The 14972-nt window shown below is 40.0% G+C and carries 9 protein-coding genes; 2 read left to right on the top strand and 7 right to left on the bottom strand.

Features of this window, described 5'->3' with window-relative positions; translation table 11 throughout:
* Positions 1-70: 70 nt before the first annotated feature.
* The 7 genes from glgA to glnS form a co-directional block, all read right to left on the bottom strand.
* Positions 71-1510, bottom strand: a complete 1440-nt coding sequence (gene glgA, locus QP437_RS06210; protein WP_285267304.1) for a glycogen synthase GlgA — start codon at positions 1508-1510, stop codon at positions 71-73.
* A 92-nt stretch (positions 1511-1602) separates the two neighbouring features.
* Complete coding sequence (gene glgC, locus QP437_RS06205) at positions 1603-2901, bottom strand: glucose-1-phosphate adenylyltransferase (RefSeq protein WP_054419608.1); 1299 nt, start codon at positions 2899-2901, stop codon at positions 1603-1605.
* A 16-nt stretch (positions 2902-2917) separates the two neighbouring features.
* The gene (gene glgX / locus QP437_RS06200) at positions 2918-4909 is read right to left on the bottom strand and encodes a glycogen debranching protein GlgX (protein WP_285267303.1); all 1992 of its coding nucleotides are present in this window, start codon (positions 4907-4909) and stop codon (positions 2918-2920) included.
* Positions 4910-4926: 17 nt separating this feature from the next.
* Positions 4927-7116 (bottom strand): 1,4-alpha-glucan branching protein GlgB, encoded by a 2190-nt coding sequence (glgB, locus tag QP437_RS06195; RefSeq protein WP_285267302.1) that lies wholly within the window; start codon positions 7114-7116, stop codon positions 4927-4929.
* Between the two features lie 11 nt (positions 7117-7127).
* Positions 7128-9224, bottom strand: a complete 2097-nt coding sequence (gene malQ, locus QP437_RS06190; RefSeq protein WP_285267301.1) for a 4-alpha-glucanotransferase — start codon at positions 9222-9224, stop codon at positions 7128-7130.
* Positions 9225-9362: 138 nt separating this feature from the next.
* Entirely contained in the window at positions 9363-9803 is a 441-nt protein-coding gene (locus QP437_RS06185) for a YcgN family cysteine cluster protein (protein ID WP_285267300.1), read from the bottom strand.
* A 66-nt stretch (positions 9804-9869) separates the two neighbouring features.
* Entirely contained in the window at positions 9870-11543 is a 1674-nt protein-coding gene (glnS, locus tag QP437_RS06180) for a glutamine--tRNA ligase (RefSeq protein ID WP_285267299.1), read from the bottom strand.
* 223 nt (positions 11544-11766) lie between these two features.
* Between glnS and QP437_RS06175 the strand changes: the two genes are divergently transcribed.
* Both QP437_RS06175 and QP437_RS06170 read left to right on the top strand, forming a co-directional pair.
* Positions 11767-12945, top strand: a complete 1179-nt coding sequence (locus QP437_RS06175; RefSeq protein ID WP_285267298.1) for an efflux RND transporter periplasmic adaptor subunit — start codon at positions 11767-11769, stop codon at positions 12943-12945.
* 18 nt (positions 12946-12963) lie between these two features.
* Positions 12964-14895 (top strand): MacB family efflux pump subunit, encoded by a 1932-nt coding sequence (locus QP437_RS06170; protein WP_285267297.1) that lies wholly within the window; start codon positions 12964-12966, stop codon positions 14893-14895.
* The last annotated feature ends 77 nt before the right edge of the window (positions 14896-14972 follow it).

The following is a 14972-nucleotide window of genomic DNA, read 5'->3' as shown; positions in this document are numbered from 1 at the left end:
TTTAGAAAAAAAACAATAAAAATCCCCCTTCAAAGGCGATTATTTTTGAAGGGAGAGTCAATCCATTGAATTATTGGTTTAAAATGCTTAAATAGAGTTGCTCATATTGAGCGGCGGCATTTTTCCAACTAAAGTCCTGTGCCATGGCGTTATTACGAACCATCGCCCAAACACGTTGTTTTTTCCATAATGCAAAAGCATGTTGGATAGCGTTTCGTAAATCATCTGCTTCGGCTTTTTGGAATACAAAGCCTGTTGCAGTACGCTCTTTAATAGTTTCGCTTGTACTGTTCGTGACAGTATCGGCTAATCCTCCAGTTGCACGAACAAGCGGCAATGTGCCATATTGCAAGCCATACAATTGAGTTAATCCACAAGGTTCAAAACGGCTTGGTACTAAAATGACATCACCACCCGCAACCATTAAATGTGAAAGCGCTTCGTCATAACCAATTTTTACTGCAATATTTTCTGGATAACGTTGTGCTAATTGACAAATTCCCTCTTCCAAATGTTTAGCACCGGAACCGAGAATCGCTAATTGACCACCTTGTTTCACAATTTCATCCGCTGTTGCAATCAATAAATCCACGCCTTTTTGTTCTGTTAAGCGCGTTACCATCACAAATACTGGCGCATCTGGCTGTTGTGGTAGATTGAAATAAGCTTGTAAATCGGCTTTATTTTTCTTCTTACCCGCGATGGATTTTAATTTATAGTGATGCTGAATATAAGGATCACAGCTTGGGTGCCAAATTTCTTGATCCACCCCATTTAAAATCCCCGTCAACTTACCCGCTTCACGTAAATCTGTTAACAACCCTTGTAAGCCATACGCAAAGTCTGGTGTAGTAATTTCTTTCGCATAAGTTGGACTCACAGCTGTCACCATGTCGGAATAATAAAGTCCTGCTTTCAAATACGAAATTTGACCAAACAACTCTAGACCATCAACATGGAACATGCCTTCCGGTAAGCCAATTTCATATAGGTGACGATGTGCGAATTGTCCTTGATAAGCAAGATTATGAATCGTAAATACCGATTTTGCTGGACGACCTTTATTGAAGAGATAAGCTGCCGCTAAACCTGCATGCCAATCATGCGCATGCACCACTTCAGCTCGCCACCAACTATCTAACCCCGTCGCAAGCTCAGCGCCTACCCAGCCTAATAAAGCAAAACGCTTATAGTTATCGGCATAATCATTGTAATCTGTATCGTGATAAGGATTCCCTTCTCTCCAATAGAGATGCGGTGCATCAATTAAATAAATCCCTACGCCATTGTATTCGCCGTAACGTAATACAACATGACCTGCAAAATTATCAAATTCTGTCACAACATGCGTATTCTCAATGCCCGCTGAAATTTTAGGATAAGCCGGCAATAAAATACGTGTATCAATACCAATTTCTTTTTGAGCAAAAGGGAGTGCCCCTAAAACATCAGCGAGTCCACCGGTTTTTAATAAGGGATACAATTCCGAGCAAACATGTAAAACTCTCATAATTTTCCTTCTATACTTAAAATTGTGCTGTCACGAATAACAGCACAATCTTTTTAGTCCACTTAAAAAACACAGTCAAAATTGACCGCACTTTAATCCAAATGTTCTTCGTTATCGACTTCTTCACCCTGCAATCTTTTCAACATTGCTGATGTAACAAGTACAACTTTACCGGTAGAACTTACACGGAAACGTTTACTGTCTAGGGCTTTATCTACACCGATTTCCATACCATCTGGAATAATACAATGGCGATCAATAATGCAATCTTTCAACGTACAATTTTTACCAATGTGTACTTGCGGTAACACGACACAGTGATCTACAGAAGAGCCTTCATTAATTTTAATTCTGTCGAATAACACCGAGTTACTGATTGAGGCATCGGTAATCACGCAACCACCACCGATAAGGGAGTTATCTACCGGTTTTACATTGGCTTTTTTATAGAAGAATTTAGATGGATAAGCCTGTACTGGATTACCACGAATTGGCCAGCTTTGATCGTAAATATCTAATTGTGGATTTTCTGAAACTAAGTCGATATTAGATTGCCAGAAGCTATCAAGGGTACCCACATCACGCCAGTAAATTTCACCTTCAGTGTTACGACCCATGCAAGAACGGCTGAACGGATGTGCATAAAGCACGCCTTCTTCTAAGCATTTTGGTAACACATCTTTACCAAAGTCATGTGATGTGCAAGGTGTATTCACTTCTCTATCTAGCATTTTATAAAGATATTCAGCATCAAAGACATAAATACCCATAGACGCTAATGAAGTATCTGGTTTACCAACCATTGCTGGTGGATCTTTCGGTTTTTCAACGAATGCTTTCACTTTCAGATTTTCGTTTACTGCCATCACACCAAATTCACTTGCTTCAGAACGAGGCACTTCAATACAACCCACCGTACATTTTGCACCGCTTTTCACGTGATCCATTAACATCACGCTGTAATCTTGTTTATAGATATGGTCGCCCGCAAGGATCAAAATGTATTTCGGACGATAGTGATTGCGAATAATCGCCATATTTTGATACACCGCATCCGCCGTACCACGGTACCAAGTGGAGTCATCAATTTGTTGGCGAGCCGGTAACATATCAACGAATTCACCGCGCTCTTGCGGTAAGAATGACCAACCAGTTTGTAAGTGGCGTAACAAAGAGTGAGCAGCATACTGAGTCACGACACCGATGCGATTAAGACCGGAGTTAATACAGTTGGAAAGCGCAAAGTCAATAATGCGACGATTACCGCCGAAATATAATGCAGGTTTCGCACGTTTATCTGTTAATTCATGTAAACGAGAACCACGACCACCGGCTAAAATAAGCACTAAAGTATCTTTAACCAATTCATATTTATTAAGATCACTTTTCATAACAAACTCCATAGTTTTAATCCTCCATATGTTCCAACACTTCAAATGCCACACCACTCACATCACATTGTTGAATCACTCTGTTTCCAATTTCTGCAATCTTTTTCCATCTTCCATTTGGTAAATAAAAAGATTGCGCTTCAGTTTTTGCATTAATTAAGAAAAGGTAGCGACCATCCAACATCACTTGTAAGGCTTTTCTTTCCCGATTATGCCAATCGTCTAGGGTCATCGGGCTTCCACCACAATTCAACCACGCGACATTTTCATCCGACCACCAAGCGTCCTGCTGCAAACTTTGAATTTTTTTTCGTAATGCAATGGTTTGCTTGGTAAAGTCAAATAAGGTTTGGTTAAAATCATCCCACTTTAACCATGTAATTTCGTTATCTTGGCAATAGGCATTGTTATTGCCATATTGGCTGTTGCCGAACTCATCTCCGGCAAGCAGCATAGGTACACCATTTGCCAGTAATAAAGAGCCTAATAAGCCTTTTTCTGATAAAACACGGTTATTTTCGACCGCACTTTGCCATTCATCTGCTAAATCCAGTTGAGAACCTTCAACTTCATGATTGTAGCTATAATTTTCATTGCGACCATCACGGTTCTCTTCACCGTTAGCTTCATTATGTTTATGGTTATAGCTCACTAAATCTCGCAACGTAAAACCATCATGAGCTGTAATAAAATTCAAACTGCCATGTGGTAATCTGCCTTCGCGATTAAAGATATCGCTAGAGCCCGCAAAACGCTCTGCAAATGCCCCCACTTCACCACTTTGCCATAACCAAAAACGGCACATATCATTACGGAAACGATCATTCCATTGAGAAAAATAAGCAGGGAAATACCCTACCTGATAGCCGTAATGACCAATATCCCAAGGTTCTGCGATTAATTTAATTTGTTGTAGAACGTCATCCTGTTCCATTTCCGCAAACAATTGTGCATTTGGATTGAAATCAGGTGTTTCACGACCAAGCACCGTGGCTAAATCAAAGCGGAAACCATCTACATGGCATTCAGTCACCCAATAACGTAAGCAATCTAATACCCATTTTCGAGTGACATCATTGGCAAGATTGAGCATGTTGCCGCAGCCTGTCCAGTTGGTGTAGTCACCATGCTCGTTTTGCCAGTAATAGGTTTTATCATCAATACCGCGCTGACAAAATGTTGGGAATGTTTTTTCAGATTCTGCCGTATGGTTAAATACGACATCCAAAATCACTTCAATGCCCGCTTGATGCAAGACTTTTACCATGCTCTTAAACTCATTCAAAGGCTGTTTTTGATCCGCCGCATAACTTGGTTCTAAGGCAAACATGGCTAGTGGATTGTAGCCCCAATAATTACGTAATCCTTTTTCTTGCAAATGTGGTTCATCAATGAAGAAATTCACTGGAAGCAATTCAAGGCTAGTAATACCCAATGATTTAAAATAAGCAATATTTTCAGGGTGTGCTAAAGCCGCATAAGTCCCCCGAATATTTTCTGGAATACATGAGTTTAATTGGCTAAATCCTTTAACATTCAGTTCATACACAATGGTTTGAGCCCAAGGAATAGACGGCTTACAATCCCCTGACCAATCAAAACGCTCATCCACAACACGACCTTTAGGCGCAACTGATGCATTATCTCGTTCATCATTTAACAAGAAAATTGAGCGGGCTTCTGGTGAACTTAAATCTGGTTTATGAGTGACCGCTTTCGCATAAGGATCAAGCATTAACTTTTGCGGATTGGCTAAAGTGCGGTCATTTTTGCCTGTGATTCTGAAAGCATACTCATCATTCAGCTCAACACCTTCAATTGCCACATGCCAAATATCATCGGTTCTGCTCATGGCAAAACGGCTTTCTTTGCCATCACGGAACAAGCAAAGTTCAATGGCATCTGCCTCACTAGAAAACAGCGCAAAATTCGAAATTTTTAGTCCATTTTCCAGCGTTTTCGAATACCCCATTGGGGAAGGTTTGCCATTGTTATAAATACTAAACATCGTGTTCTTCGCTATTGTTATGCTTTATATTTTAAATAGATCGTTGCTAATGGCGGAATTGTCACGCTAATCGAATTGTCACGCCCGTGACTTGCAATCTCTTCGCTTTCTACTAAGCCAAAGTTACCTACGTTTGAACCTTGATAATACATTGAGTCAGTATTCAAAATTTCTTCGTATTCACCCGCTGCATTCACACCGATACGGTAACCTTCACGTGGCACAGGTGTGAAGTTACTGATCACGATAATGCGTTCGCCATTACTACTTTTACGTTCAAAAGCAAAGACTGAATTTTCAGCGTCATCTACGACTAACCAATTAAATCCTTCAGGTTCGCCGTCTAACTCAAAGAGCGGTGCATTGTTTTGATAAACGCCGTTCAAATCTTTAACTAATTGCAATACGCCTTTATGCCATGGACCACCATGATTTTCGTCAAGTAAGAACCAATCCAAACTTTCTTCATAATTCCATTCACGACCTTGAGCAAATTCATTACCCATGAATAACAATTTCTTGCCTGGATAGCCCCACATATAACCGTAGTAAGCACGCAAGTTAGCGAATTTTTGCCATGCATCGCCCGGCATTTTGCCGAGTAACGAGCATTTGCCGTGTACCACTTCATCGTGAGAAAGTGGCAATACAAAGTTTTCACTGTATTGATAAATCATCCCGAAGGTCATTTTGTCATGATGATAACGACGATAAACTGGATCAAGTTGCATATAACTTAGGGTGTCGTTCATCCAGCCCATGTTCCATTTGAAATTAAATCCAAGCCCGCCATTTTCTGTCGGATGGGTTACGCCACCAAAAGAAGTCGATTCTTCCGCAATGGAAATAGCACCAGACACCTCAGAATGGATTTTCCAGTTGGTATGTTTTAAGAACTCAATAGCTTCTAAGTTTTCACGACCACCATATTGATTCGGGATCCATTCCCCTTCAGCACGGCTGTAATCGCGATAAATCATTGACGCTACCGCATCCACACGAATACCATCCACGCCAAAGCGTTCAAGCCAATACAGTGCATTACTAGATAAGAAGTTTTTCACTTCATTACGGCCATAGTTATAAATCAAGGTATTCCAGTCTTGGTGATAGCCTTCACGAGGGTCAGCGTGCTCATATAAGGCTGTACCATCAAATGCCACTAAACCATGAGTATCACTTGGGAAATGTCCTGGCACCCAGTCTAAAATCACATTAATGCCTGCTTTGTGTGCTTTTTCAACTAAGCGTTTAAAGCCTTCTGGTGTACCGAAACGGCTGGTCGGTGAATACAGACCAATCGGTTGATAACCCCAAGAACCATCAAATGGGAATTCGGAAATCGGTAAAAACTCAATATGGGTAAAGCCCATATGTTTTACATAAGGTATAAGCTCATCGGCAATTTGGTCGTAATCAAGCCAGAAATTATTTTCTAAGTTACGGCGCCATGAGCCCAAATGTACTTCGTAGATAGAAATAGGTTGGTTACGTTGGTTCGCCTTACGACGCTCCTCTGTCATTTCTACCACATCTGGCAACATGCTGATTTCTGACGCAGTATCCGGACGTAATTCTGAGCTAAATGCATAAGGGTCGGCTTTTAAACGAAGGTTGCCATAGCAATCAATTAATTCAAATTTATAGCGTTGACCAAGGCTAGCTTTTGGTAAGAATAATTCCCACACACCACTTGCTGGATGGAAGCGCATTGGATGACGGCGACCATCCCAATAGTTGAAATCACCAACCAACGAAACACGTTTAGCATTCGGAGCCCATACACGGAAATTCACACCTGGCACACCATCACATTCGGTAAAGTGTGCACCTAATACTTCATACGGACGTAATAACGAACCTTCAGCCAACAGCCATTGGTCTAAATCATTAATCATTGGATGGAAACGGTAAGGATCTTCAATAAGATGCACATCCAATCCCCAATACACTTTAAATTGATAAGCAAAAAAGTGGTTCACATTTGGCACAATAGCGGAGAAAAAGCCTCGCTCATCCACTCTTTCTAAAGCAACCACCATGGATTGAGTTTCTTTATCAATCACTTCCACTTTATCTGCATCAGGTAATAAAGCGCGGATCTCAATACCATTGTGTGTTTCATGCATGCCTAATACTGCAAAAGGATCTGCCTGTTTGCCATCAAAAAATGAATTGATTACTGATTGGGCGACTAATTTCGTCATTACATACTCCTTTATGCTTTGCGAGCTTGATTAATTTGAGCAAAAAATGTTTTTAGGTTTTCGTCATTAAAAATCAGCTCTAAGGATTGTCCGAGTTTCTTCTGCCAGTTTGGATATTCTGTGGAAGTCCCCGGCAGATTGAATGAAATTTCTTGTCCGATTAAGTTCTCTAATTGAACACCAATTAAAGCGCTTTGACTGTTGGCCAAATAGCGATGAATTTGGCGGTTAAGATTATCGTGCATCGCCATACTTAAAGCGTCACCGTGATAATCTGGTGGTAAATAGCCGTCACGATGTAAACTATCAATCATGGCTTGTTTATCAATGACCCGTTGATCATATTTTTCTTTTAGTACATCGCCTTTTAAAATATTGAGTTCATCAAACAACGCTAAATCACGGCAATGCCAGAAACTTTGCAAGGAAGGCACATCATGTGTACCAATCGTCGCATAAGCATTACGTGGGAATTCATTCGCATGTGGATATTGGCGATTGCATTGAGCAAAATACAATACAAAATACGAGAAAATTCGAAACTCGTTTAATTTCCACCGCACTTCATCTGGCACTGTACCTAAATCTTCACCGATGATTAAACATTGATTGCGTTGGCTTTCAATAGCGAGAATTGCCATCAACTCATCAAACGGATAATGCACATAAACACCATCAGCCGCTGTTTTGCCTTCTGGAATTAACCATAAACGGAACAAGCCCATTACGTGATCGATACGTAAAATACCAAAATGCTGCATATTGGCACGAAGCATTGTGATCACTGCGGCAAAGCCTGTTGCTTTTAATTGGCTTGGGTTGTAAGGTGGTAAATTCCAGTTTTGACCGACTGGACCAAGCGGATCTGGTGGTGCACCTACCGAGGCCTTCACGCAATAAAGCTCAGGTTGCGACCACACATCTACACTACCGCGTGAGCTATTCACAGCCAAATCACCATAGATACCTAAACGCATGCCTACTTTTTGGCAAAGATGTTTTAGGTCATTTAATTGTTGTTCGGTTAGCCATTGCAACCAGGCGAAAAAGTCAATTTCCGATTTATGTTGTTTAATTAATGCTTTACGTTTTGCAGCAGTGAGATATTGCCATTCTTCACGCCAACCTAACCAACCGATAGTATTTTCTTCAGCTTGTTGATCAGCATGTTCAATTTTGTCTAAAACATTAAATAAGCCTTGTAAAACCAATGCCTCGCCTTGCTCTTTTTGATAAGCTGCAAACGCTTCACGACGTTTGATAATTGCGGCTGATTTACTGCGTTGACTAAAGGCAAAAAGTTGCTCAAGTGCGGTTAGTTTTAATTCAGTTACCGCGCTGTAATTGACTGTATCTTGATTACGTAAAGATTGAATTAAGTTAGTGATATCCGCAGAGTTAACCCAATTTTGTACCGATTTTGCCAATTTAAATTCAGGCAATGCCGTTACATCAAGATAAATAAAGTTCAACCAACGACGAGAAGAAGAGCTATAAGGACTCGCCCATTCTGGTACAGATGGATAAAGTAAATGTAACGGATTAATCCCGACAAAATCCGCGCCATGTTCAGCACTTTTCTCAATCAAATACGCTAAATCTGAAAAGTCACCAATACCCCAGTTATGTTTTGAACGTAGGCTATAAAGCTGAACATTCACACCCCAGGCTTTTTGTTGTTCTAATAAAGGCGGTTGATACGCTGTTCTTGGTGAAACCAAAATTTGAACCGAGAAAGTTTGTTGGGCGATAAAAATCACCAAACGATAATAGCCAAAAGGCAAAGCAGGCAACGAAAGTGCGGTTGAATATGGAATTGTTTTTTCAAACTGAATTTGATTTTGCTCGTCGAGCAATTGATAACGCAAAGAAGCATCAGGAGGAGAAGAAAACGACGTTAAATCATACTGAATCGGTTCGTTTTCAAAGGCACATATTACATCTTGGAACAGTTGATTTTGACCAGTATTCGGCGGAAATTGCAACTGCTCGATAAAATAATCAATAGAGCTGGGCGATGCATAAATTAAATGCCCGTCAATATCATAATGGGAAAGTGAAATGCCAAGTTTTTCAGCGGATTGTTTAATGGATGAGGTCATATGCATACACCTGATAATACATCTACATAATACTTATTAAGTATTATAGGTAAGCACAGTTGAAATACAATTGCCAATCTAGCAAATTGTGACCTAAATCAAAAAACGAAGTTTGAAGAGAATAAAAAAGCACCTAAATCAGAATTATTCGGTTTCAATGACAAATTCAAACCAATCAATGACGTCTTCTTCATGCACGCCATCTTGAATTAAAATGCCTGCTTTTTTCACTGAATCAGAATCGCCACTGACTAATGGATGCCATTCGGGCAAAGGTTTACCTTCATACAATAAACGATATGCACAGGTATTCGGCAGCCAACCAAAATCAGGCAAATTCTTTTTGGTTAATTTCGTACAATCACTTTCGATTTTAAAACGTTCAGGATAATTACGACACTTCCCTGTTTCCACATCTAATAGATTGCAAGCAATGCGCGTGTAATAGAGTTTTTCACGCTTGCCCCGCCCTTGGATATATTTTCGATAACAGCATTTTCCGCAGCCATCACATAAGGCTTCCCATTCGGATTCTGTCATTTCAAGGAGCGATTTTTTTTGCCAAAAATGAGATTCAAATTGCATAGTGAAACCAATAAAAAAGTGCGGTCAAAATTTACGTGATTTTTGACCGCACTTTGTTGTTTAGAATTAGAAGCCTTCTTTTAAGCTTACCGTTAAGTTAAACACTAAGTGCTCTGGGCGGCTATCTTTGTTATCCGCACAGAAATAACCTTCGCGTTCAAATTGGTAACCTTTTTCTGGTTCCGCATTTGCGAGGCTTTGTTCTACAAAACCGTGTTTTACCACTAAAGAGGTTGGATTTAACACGCTTTCGATTTCTTCTTCTGCACCTGGGTTTGGTACGGTGAAAAGACGCTCGTATAAACGGAACTCTGCTGGGTGATTATGTACTGCAGATACCCAGTGAATTACCCCTTTTACTTTGCGACCATCTGCTGGATTCTTACCTAACGTTTCTGGATCGTAAGTACAGAAGATCGTGGTGATTTCACCATTTGCATCTTTTTCGACACGTTCAGCTTTAATCACGTAAGCGTTACGTAAACGCACTTCTTTACCTAACACTAAACGTTTATATTGTTTGTTTGCTTCTTCACGGAAGTCTGCACGATCAATATAAAGCTCTTTCGTGAACGGTAATTGACGCTCACCTAATTCAGGACGATTCGGGTGGTTTGGCGCCGTTAAGGTTTCTTCACCTTCAAAGTTTTCAATCACTACGCGAACAGGATCAATCACCGCCATTGCACGTGGTGCGTTTTCGTTTAAATCTTCACGAATGCAAGCTTCAAGTGCAGAATACTCTACGACGTTATCTTGTTTAGTCACACCGATACGACGGCAGAATTCACGTAATGAAGCCGGTGTATAACCTCGACGACGTAAACCTGAAATCGTTGGCATACGCGGATCGTTCCAACCATCCACAATGCCTTCATTCACTAATTTCAATAATTTACGTTTAGACGTTAACGTGCCTTCTAAATTCAAACGTGAGAATTCATATTGATGCGGTAATGGACGTTCAATACTAATATTGTCCAACACCCAGTCATATAAACGACGGTTATCTTGGAACTCTAATGTACATAGAGAGTGTGTAATACACTCAATCGCATCAGAGATACAGTGAGTGAAATCGTACATTGGGTAAATGCACCATTTGTCACCAGTTTGGTGATGGCTGGCAAATTTAATACGATAAAGCACGGGATCACGCATGACCATAAATGGTGAAGCCATGTCAATTTTCGCACGAAGACTTAACGTACCTTCCGCAAACTCACCGTTTTTCATTCTTTCGAATAACGCGAGATTTTCTTCTACGCTACGATCACGATATGGACTGTTTTTGCCCTGCTCGGTTAAAGTACCACGATACTCACGCATTTCATCTGGAGAAAGTTCATCCACATACGCTAAACCTTTTTCGATTAACTCAATGGCATAGCCATAAAGTGCATCGAAGTAATCAGACGCATAACGCGGTTCGCCTTCCCATTTAAAGCCTAACCATTCCACATCGGCTTTGATGGAATCCACATATTCCACGTCTTCTTTCACTGGATTGGTATCATCAAAACGTAAGTTACATAAACCGTTATATTCTTTTGCCAAGCCGAAGTTTAAGCAAATTGATTTGGCATGACCGATATGTAAATAGCCGTTCGGCTCAGGTGGAAAACGAGTATGAACGCTTTTGTGTTTACCAGAAGCTAAATCTTCATCAATAATTTGAGTAATGAAATTGTGTGTGCGGGTATTTTCCGCATTTTCTAGAGTGTGTTCTGTATTGCTCATAAATTTCTCAATAAATTGAAAATAATTTCCCCATTCTATACGAAAAGTCAGGCGTTGTGAATTTGATCCCAAAACTAACCGCACTTTCATCGAATTAACACTGAATTTTTTAGGATTTTTAGGTCTAATTTGAAGATTTTTCGTGCAAACTGAAAAGTTTACCTTTAGAATACACTTCTACTGAACAAACGTTCATTTTTTTATTTAGGATGACAAAGTCTTTATGAAAAAACGCTTTTTTATTTTACTCGGATTACTCGTCGCTGCCGGTGCAGCTTATTATTTTTTCTCTAGCAATAGCAAACAAGAAACGACTTATCTTACTGAATCGGTTACCCGTGGCAATGTTGAAAAAACAGTTGTCGCTTCTGGTTCAGTTGAAAGCGTGAATGAAGTTGATGTCGGTGCCCAAGCTTCGGGTAAAATCACCAAACTCTATGTCAAGTTAGGGCAAGAAATCAAGAAAGGCGAAATGATCGCAGATATTGATTCCACAACCCAAATTAATACCTTAAATACCAAAAAAGCCGCATTGGTAAGCTATCAAGCACAATTAAAAGCGAAGAAAACCGCTTATGATGTTGCCCTTTCAAGCTATAACCGCTTATCAAAACTTTATACGCAAAAAGCGACATCTTTAGATAGTGTAAATACGGCAAAAAGCACCCTTGATAATGCAAAAGCAGAAATGGAAGCCATTGAAGCCAATATCAAACAAGCTGAAATTGAAGTGAATACCGCTGAAACCAATGTGGGCTACACCAAAATCACTGCACCAATGGATGGCACAGTTATTTCAGTTCCCGTTTCTGAAGGTCAAACCGTTAATGCCAACCAAACGACGCCAACAATTGTGACCATTGCTGATTTAAGTAAAATGAAAATTAAGCCTGAGATTTCGGAAGGTGACATTACCAAAGTCAAAGCAGGTCAAGAAGTGAGCTTTACTATTTTATCAGATAGCCAAACCGTATATCACTCCGTCATTGATTCTGTTGATCCAGCCAATACCACGACAAGTGATAGCTCTTCAACATCATCTTTAAGTAGCTCAAGCAGCTCAACGACCAGTGCGATCTACTATTACGCCAATGTTTTGATTGATAACCCTGATCGTACTTTACGCATCGGAATGACGACAGAAAACAACATCAAAATTGCCAACGCGAAAGATGTGTTATTAGTTTCCAATATGGCTATTCAAAAACGTGATGGCAAAAGCTTTGTAAATGTATTGAATGATAAAAATCAACCTGAACCGCGTGAAGTTGAAATCGGTGTTCAAAATGATTTCAAAACTGAAATCAAATCGGGTTTAAACGAAAGTGAAAAAGTCATCGTGTCGCAAGTTGCGAATGGTGAACAAGTTGGCTCTATGCCTCGTGGTCCAAGAATGTTCTAAAAGTGCGGTAGAAAATTAATGAATATTATTGAAATTAAGGATCTCAACCGTTACTTCGGTGAAGGCGAAAATCGTGTTCATATTTTAAAGAATATCTCTTTAAATATAGAAAAAGGCGATTTCGTCGCGATTATTGGGCAATCAGGTTCCGGTAAATCGACCTTGATGAATATCATCGGATGCTTGGATACGGCAACCAGTGGTTCTTACAAAATCAATGGGAAAGAAACCATTGAATTAAGCAAAGATCAACTTTCAGATTTACGTAGCCAAAAATTCGGCTTTATTTTCCAACGCTATAACTTATTGTCGAGCTTGACCGCAGCAGAAAACGTCGCCTTGCCTGCAATTTATGCGGGGATGTCGCAAGAAAAACGTCTTTCTCGTGCAAAACAACTTTTAGAAAAATTGGGCTTAGGCGATAAATGGCAAAATAAACCAAGCCAGCTTTCTGGTGGTCAGCAACAACGTGTGAGTATTGCGCGTGCGTTGATGAATGGCGGTGAAATTATTTTAGCCGATGAACCCACTGGTGCATTGGATTCACAAAGCGGTCAAAATGTGATGGAAATTCTGCGCCAATTACACGCAGAAGGCCACACCATTATTATGGTAACCCACGACCGAGAAATTGCCGCCAGTGCGAATCGCGTAATTGAAATTAAAGACGGCCAAATCATTGGCGATACGCAAAAAGAAACTGTAAAAAGTGCGGTCGAAAATCCAACCAAATCTAAACCGCACTTTGGGTTTAGCAAAGATCAATTTATTGAAGCCTTTCGTATGTCTGTGAGTGCGATTATTGCCCACAAAATGCGTTCTCTTTTAACTATGCTGGGCATTATTATCGGGATTACCTCCGTGGTTTCCGTCGTGGCATTGGGAAATGGTTCACAACAAAAAATCTTGGAAAATATTCGAGGAATTGGGACAAGCACCATAACGATTTTTAATGGTACAGGCTTTGGTGATCGTCGTGCTGAACAGATGCAAAATCTGACGATTAATGATGCCACAGCCTTAAATCAACAAAGCTATGTACAAAGTGTCACGCCAAATAGCTCATCAAGTGGCACATTAATTTATGGTAACCAGACTTTCTCCTCAACCAGTTTAAAAGGTGTAGGCGAACAATATTTTGATGTAGATGGATTAAAACTAAAATCCGGTAATTTATTTTCTGCTCAAGATGTGGCTGATAACAATCAAGTAGCATTAATCGATGAAAGTGCGAAAAAGTCGATTTTCCCGGATGAAAATCCTATCGGCAAAATTGTGATGTTTAATAAACGTCCATTACGTATTATTGGTGTGGTATCTGATAAACAAATGGGCGGAGCAAGCAGTTCACTTAATCTGTATGCACCTTACACCACCGTGATGAATCGTATTTCGGGCAGTAAAAAAATTGGTTCAATTACCGTTAAAGTGGATGATTCCGTCAATACGACTGTCGCTGAAAAAGGAATTACTGAACTGCTCACCATGCGTCATGGTAAAAAAGATTTCTTCATCATGAATAGTGATACGATTAAACAAACCGTTGAAAGTACCACTGGCACAATGAAATTGCTTATTTCTTCCATTGCCTTTATTTCATTGATTGTTGGTGGTATTGGTGTAATGAATATTATGTTGGTTTCCGTGACAGAGCGAACCAAAGAAATTGGTGTCCGCATGGCTATTGGCGCAAGACAATTTAATATTCTGCAACAATTTTTAATTGAAGCCGTGTTGATTTGTTTAATTGGCGGCGTGACGGGCATTCTGCTTTCGGGCTTAATCGGTCTGGTATTTAACGTATTTATGACTGACTTTACGATGGCATTCTCAACTGGCTCAATTGTTGCAGCGGTGGTCTTCTCTACCCTGATTGGTGTGATCTTCGGTTATATGCCGGCAAAACGTGCGGCACAATTAGATCCAATTACAGCCCTTGCGAGAGAATAAAGAAATTTTGTAAAACACAAAAGAGCGGTTAAAATTCTTACTAATTTTTGACCGCACTTTAATTAAAAAGAAAGGAA

Origin of the sequence: Haemophilus sp. UMB1048, assembly GCF_030218125.1 — a bacterium.
Taxonomy (GTDB): domain Bacteria; phylum Pseudomonadota; class Gammaproteobacteria; order Enterobacterales; family Pasteurellaceae; genus Haemophilus_D.
Note: the sequence above shows the minus strand (reverse complement) of the source record. Positions and strands in the feature narration are given on the sequence as shown.

Bases quoted from the DNA above. Each gene is read 5' to 3' on its own strand.
- QP437_RS06185 (WP_285267300.1), bottom strand. From the start codon at position 9,803: ATGCAATTTGAATCTCATTTTTGGCAAAAAAAATCGCTCCTTGAAATG.
- glgX (WP_285267303.1), bottom strand. From the start codon at position 4,909: ATGTTTAGTATTTATAACAATGGCAAACCTTCCCCAATGGGGTATTCG.
- malQ (WP_285267301.1), bottom strand. From the start codon at position 9,224: ATGCATATGACCTCATCCATTAAACAATCCGCTGAAAAACTTGGCATT.
- glgA (WP_285267304.1), bottom strand. From the start codon at position 1,510: ATGAGAGTTTTACATGTTTGCTCGGAATTGTATCCCTTATTAAAAACC.
- QP437_RS06175 (WP_285267298.1), top strand. From the start codon at position 11,767: ATGAAAAAACGCTTTTTTATTTTACTCGGATTACTCGTCGCTGCCGGT.
- glgC (WP_054419608.1), bottom strand. From the start codon at position 2,901: ATGAAAAGTGATCTTAATAAATATGAATTGGTTAAAGATACTTTAGTG.
- glgB (WP_285267302.1), bottom strand. From the start codon at position 7,116: ATGACGAAATTAGTCGCCCAATCAGTAATCAATTCATTTTTTGATGGC.
- QP437_RS06170 (WP_285267297.1), top strand. From the start codon at position 12,964: ATGAATATTATTGAAATTAAGGATCTCAACCGTTACTTCGGTGAAGGC.
- glnS (WP_285267299.1), bottom strand. From the start codon at position 11,543: ATGAGCAATACAGAACACACTCTAGAAAATGCGGAAAATACCCGCACA.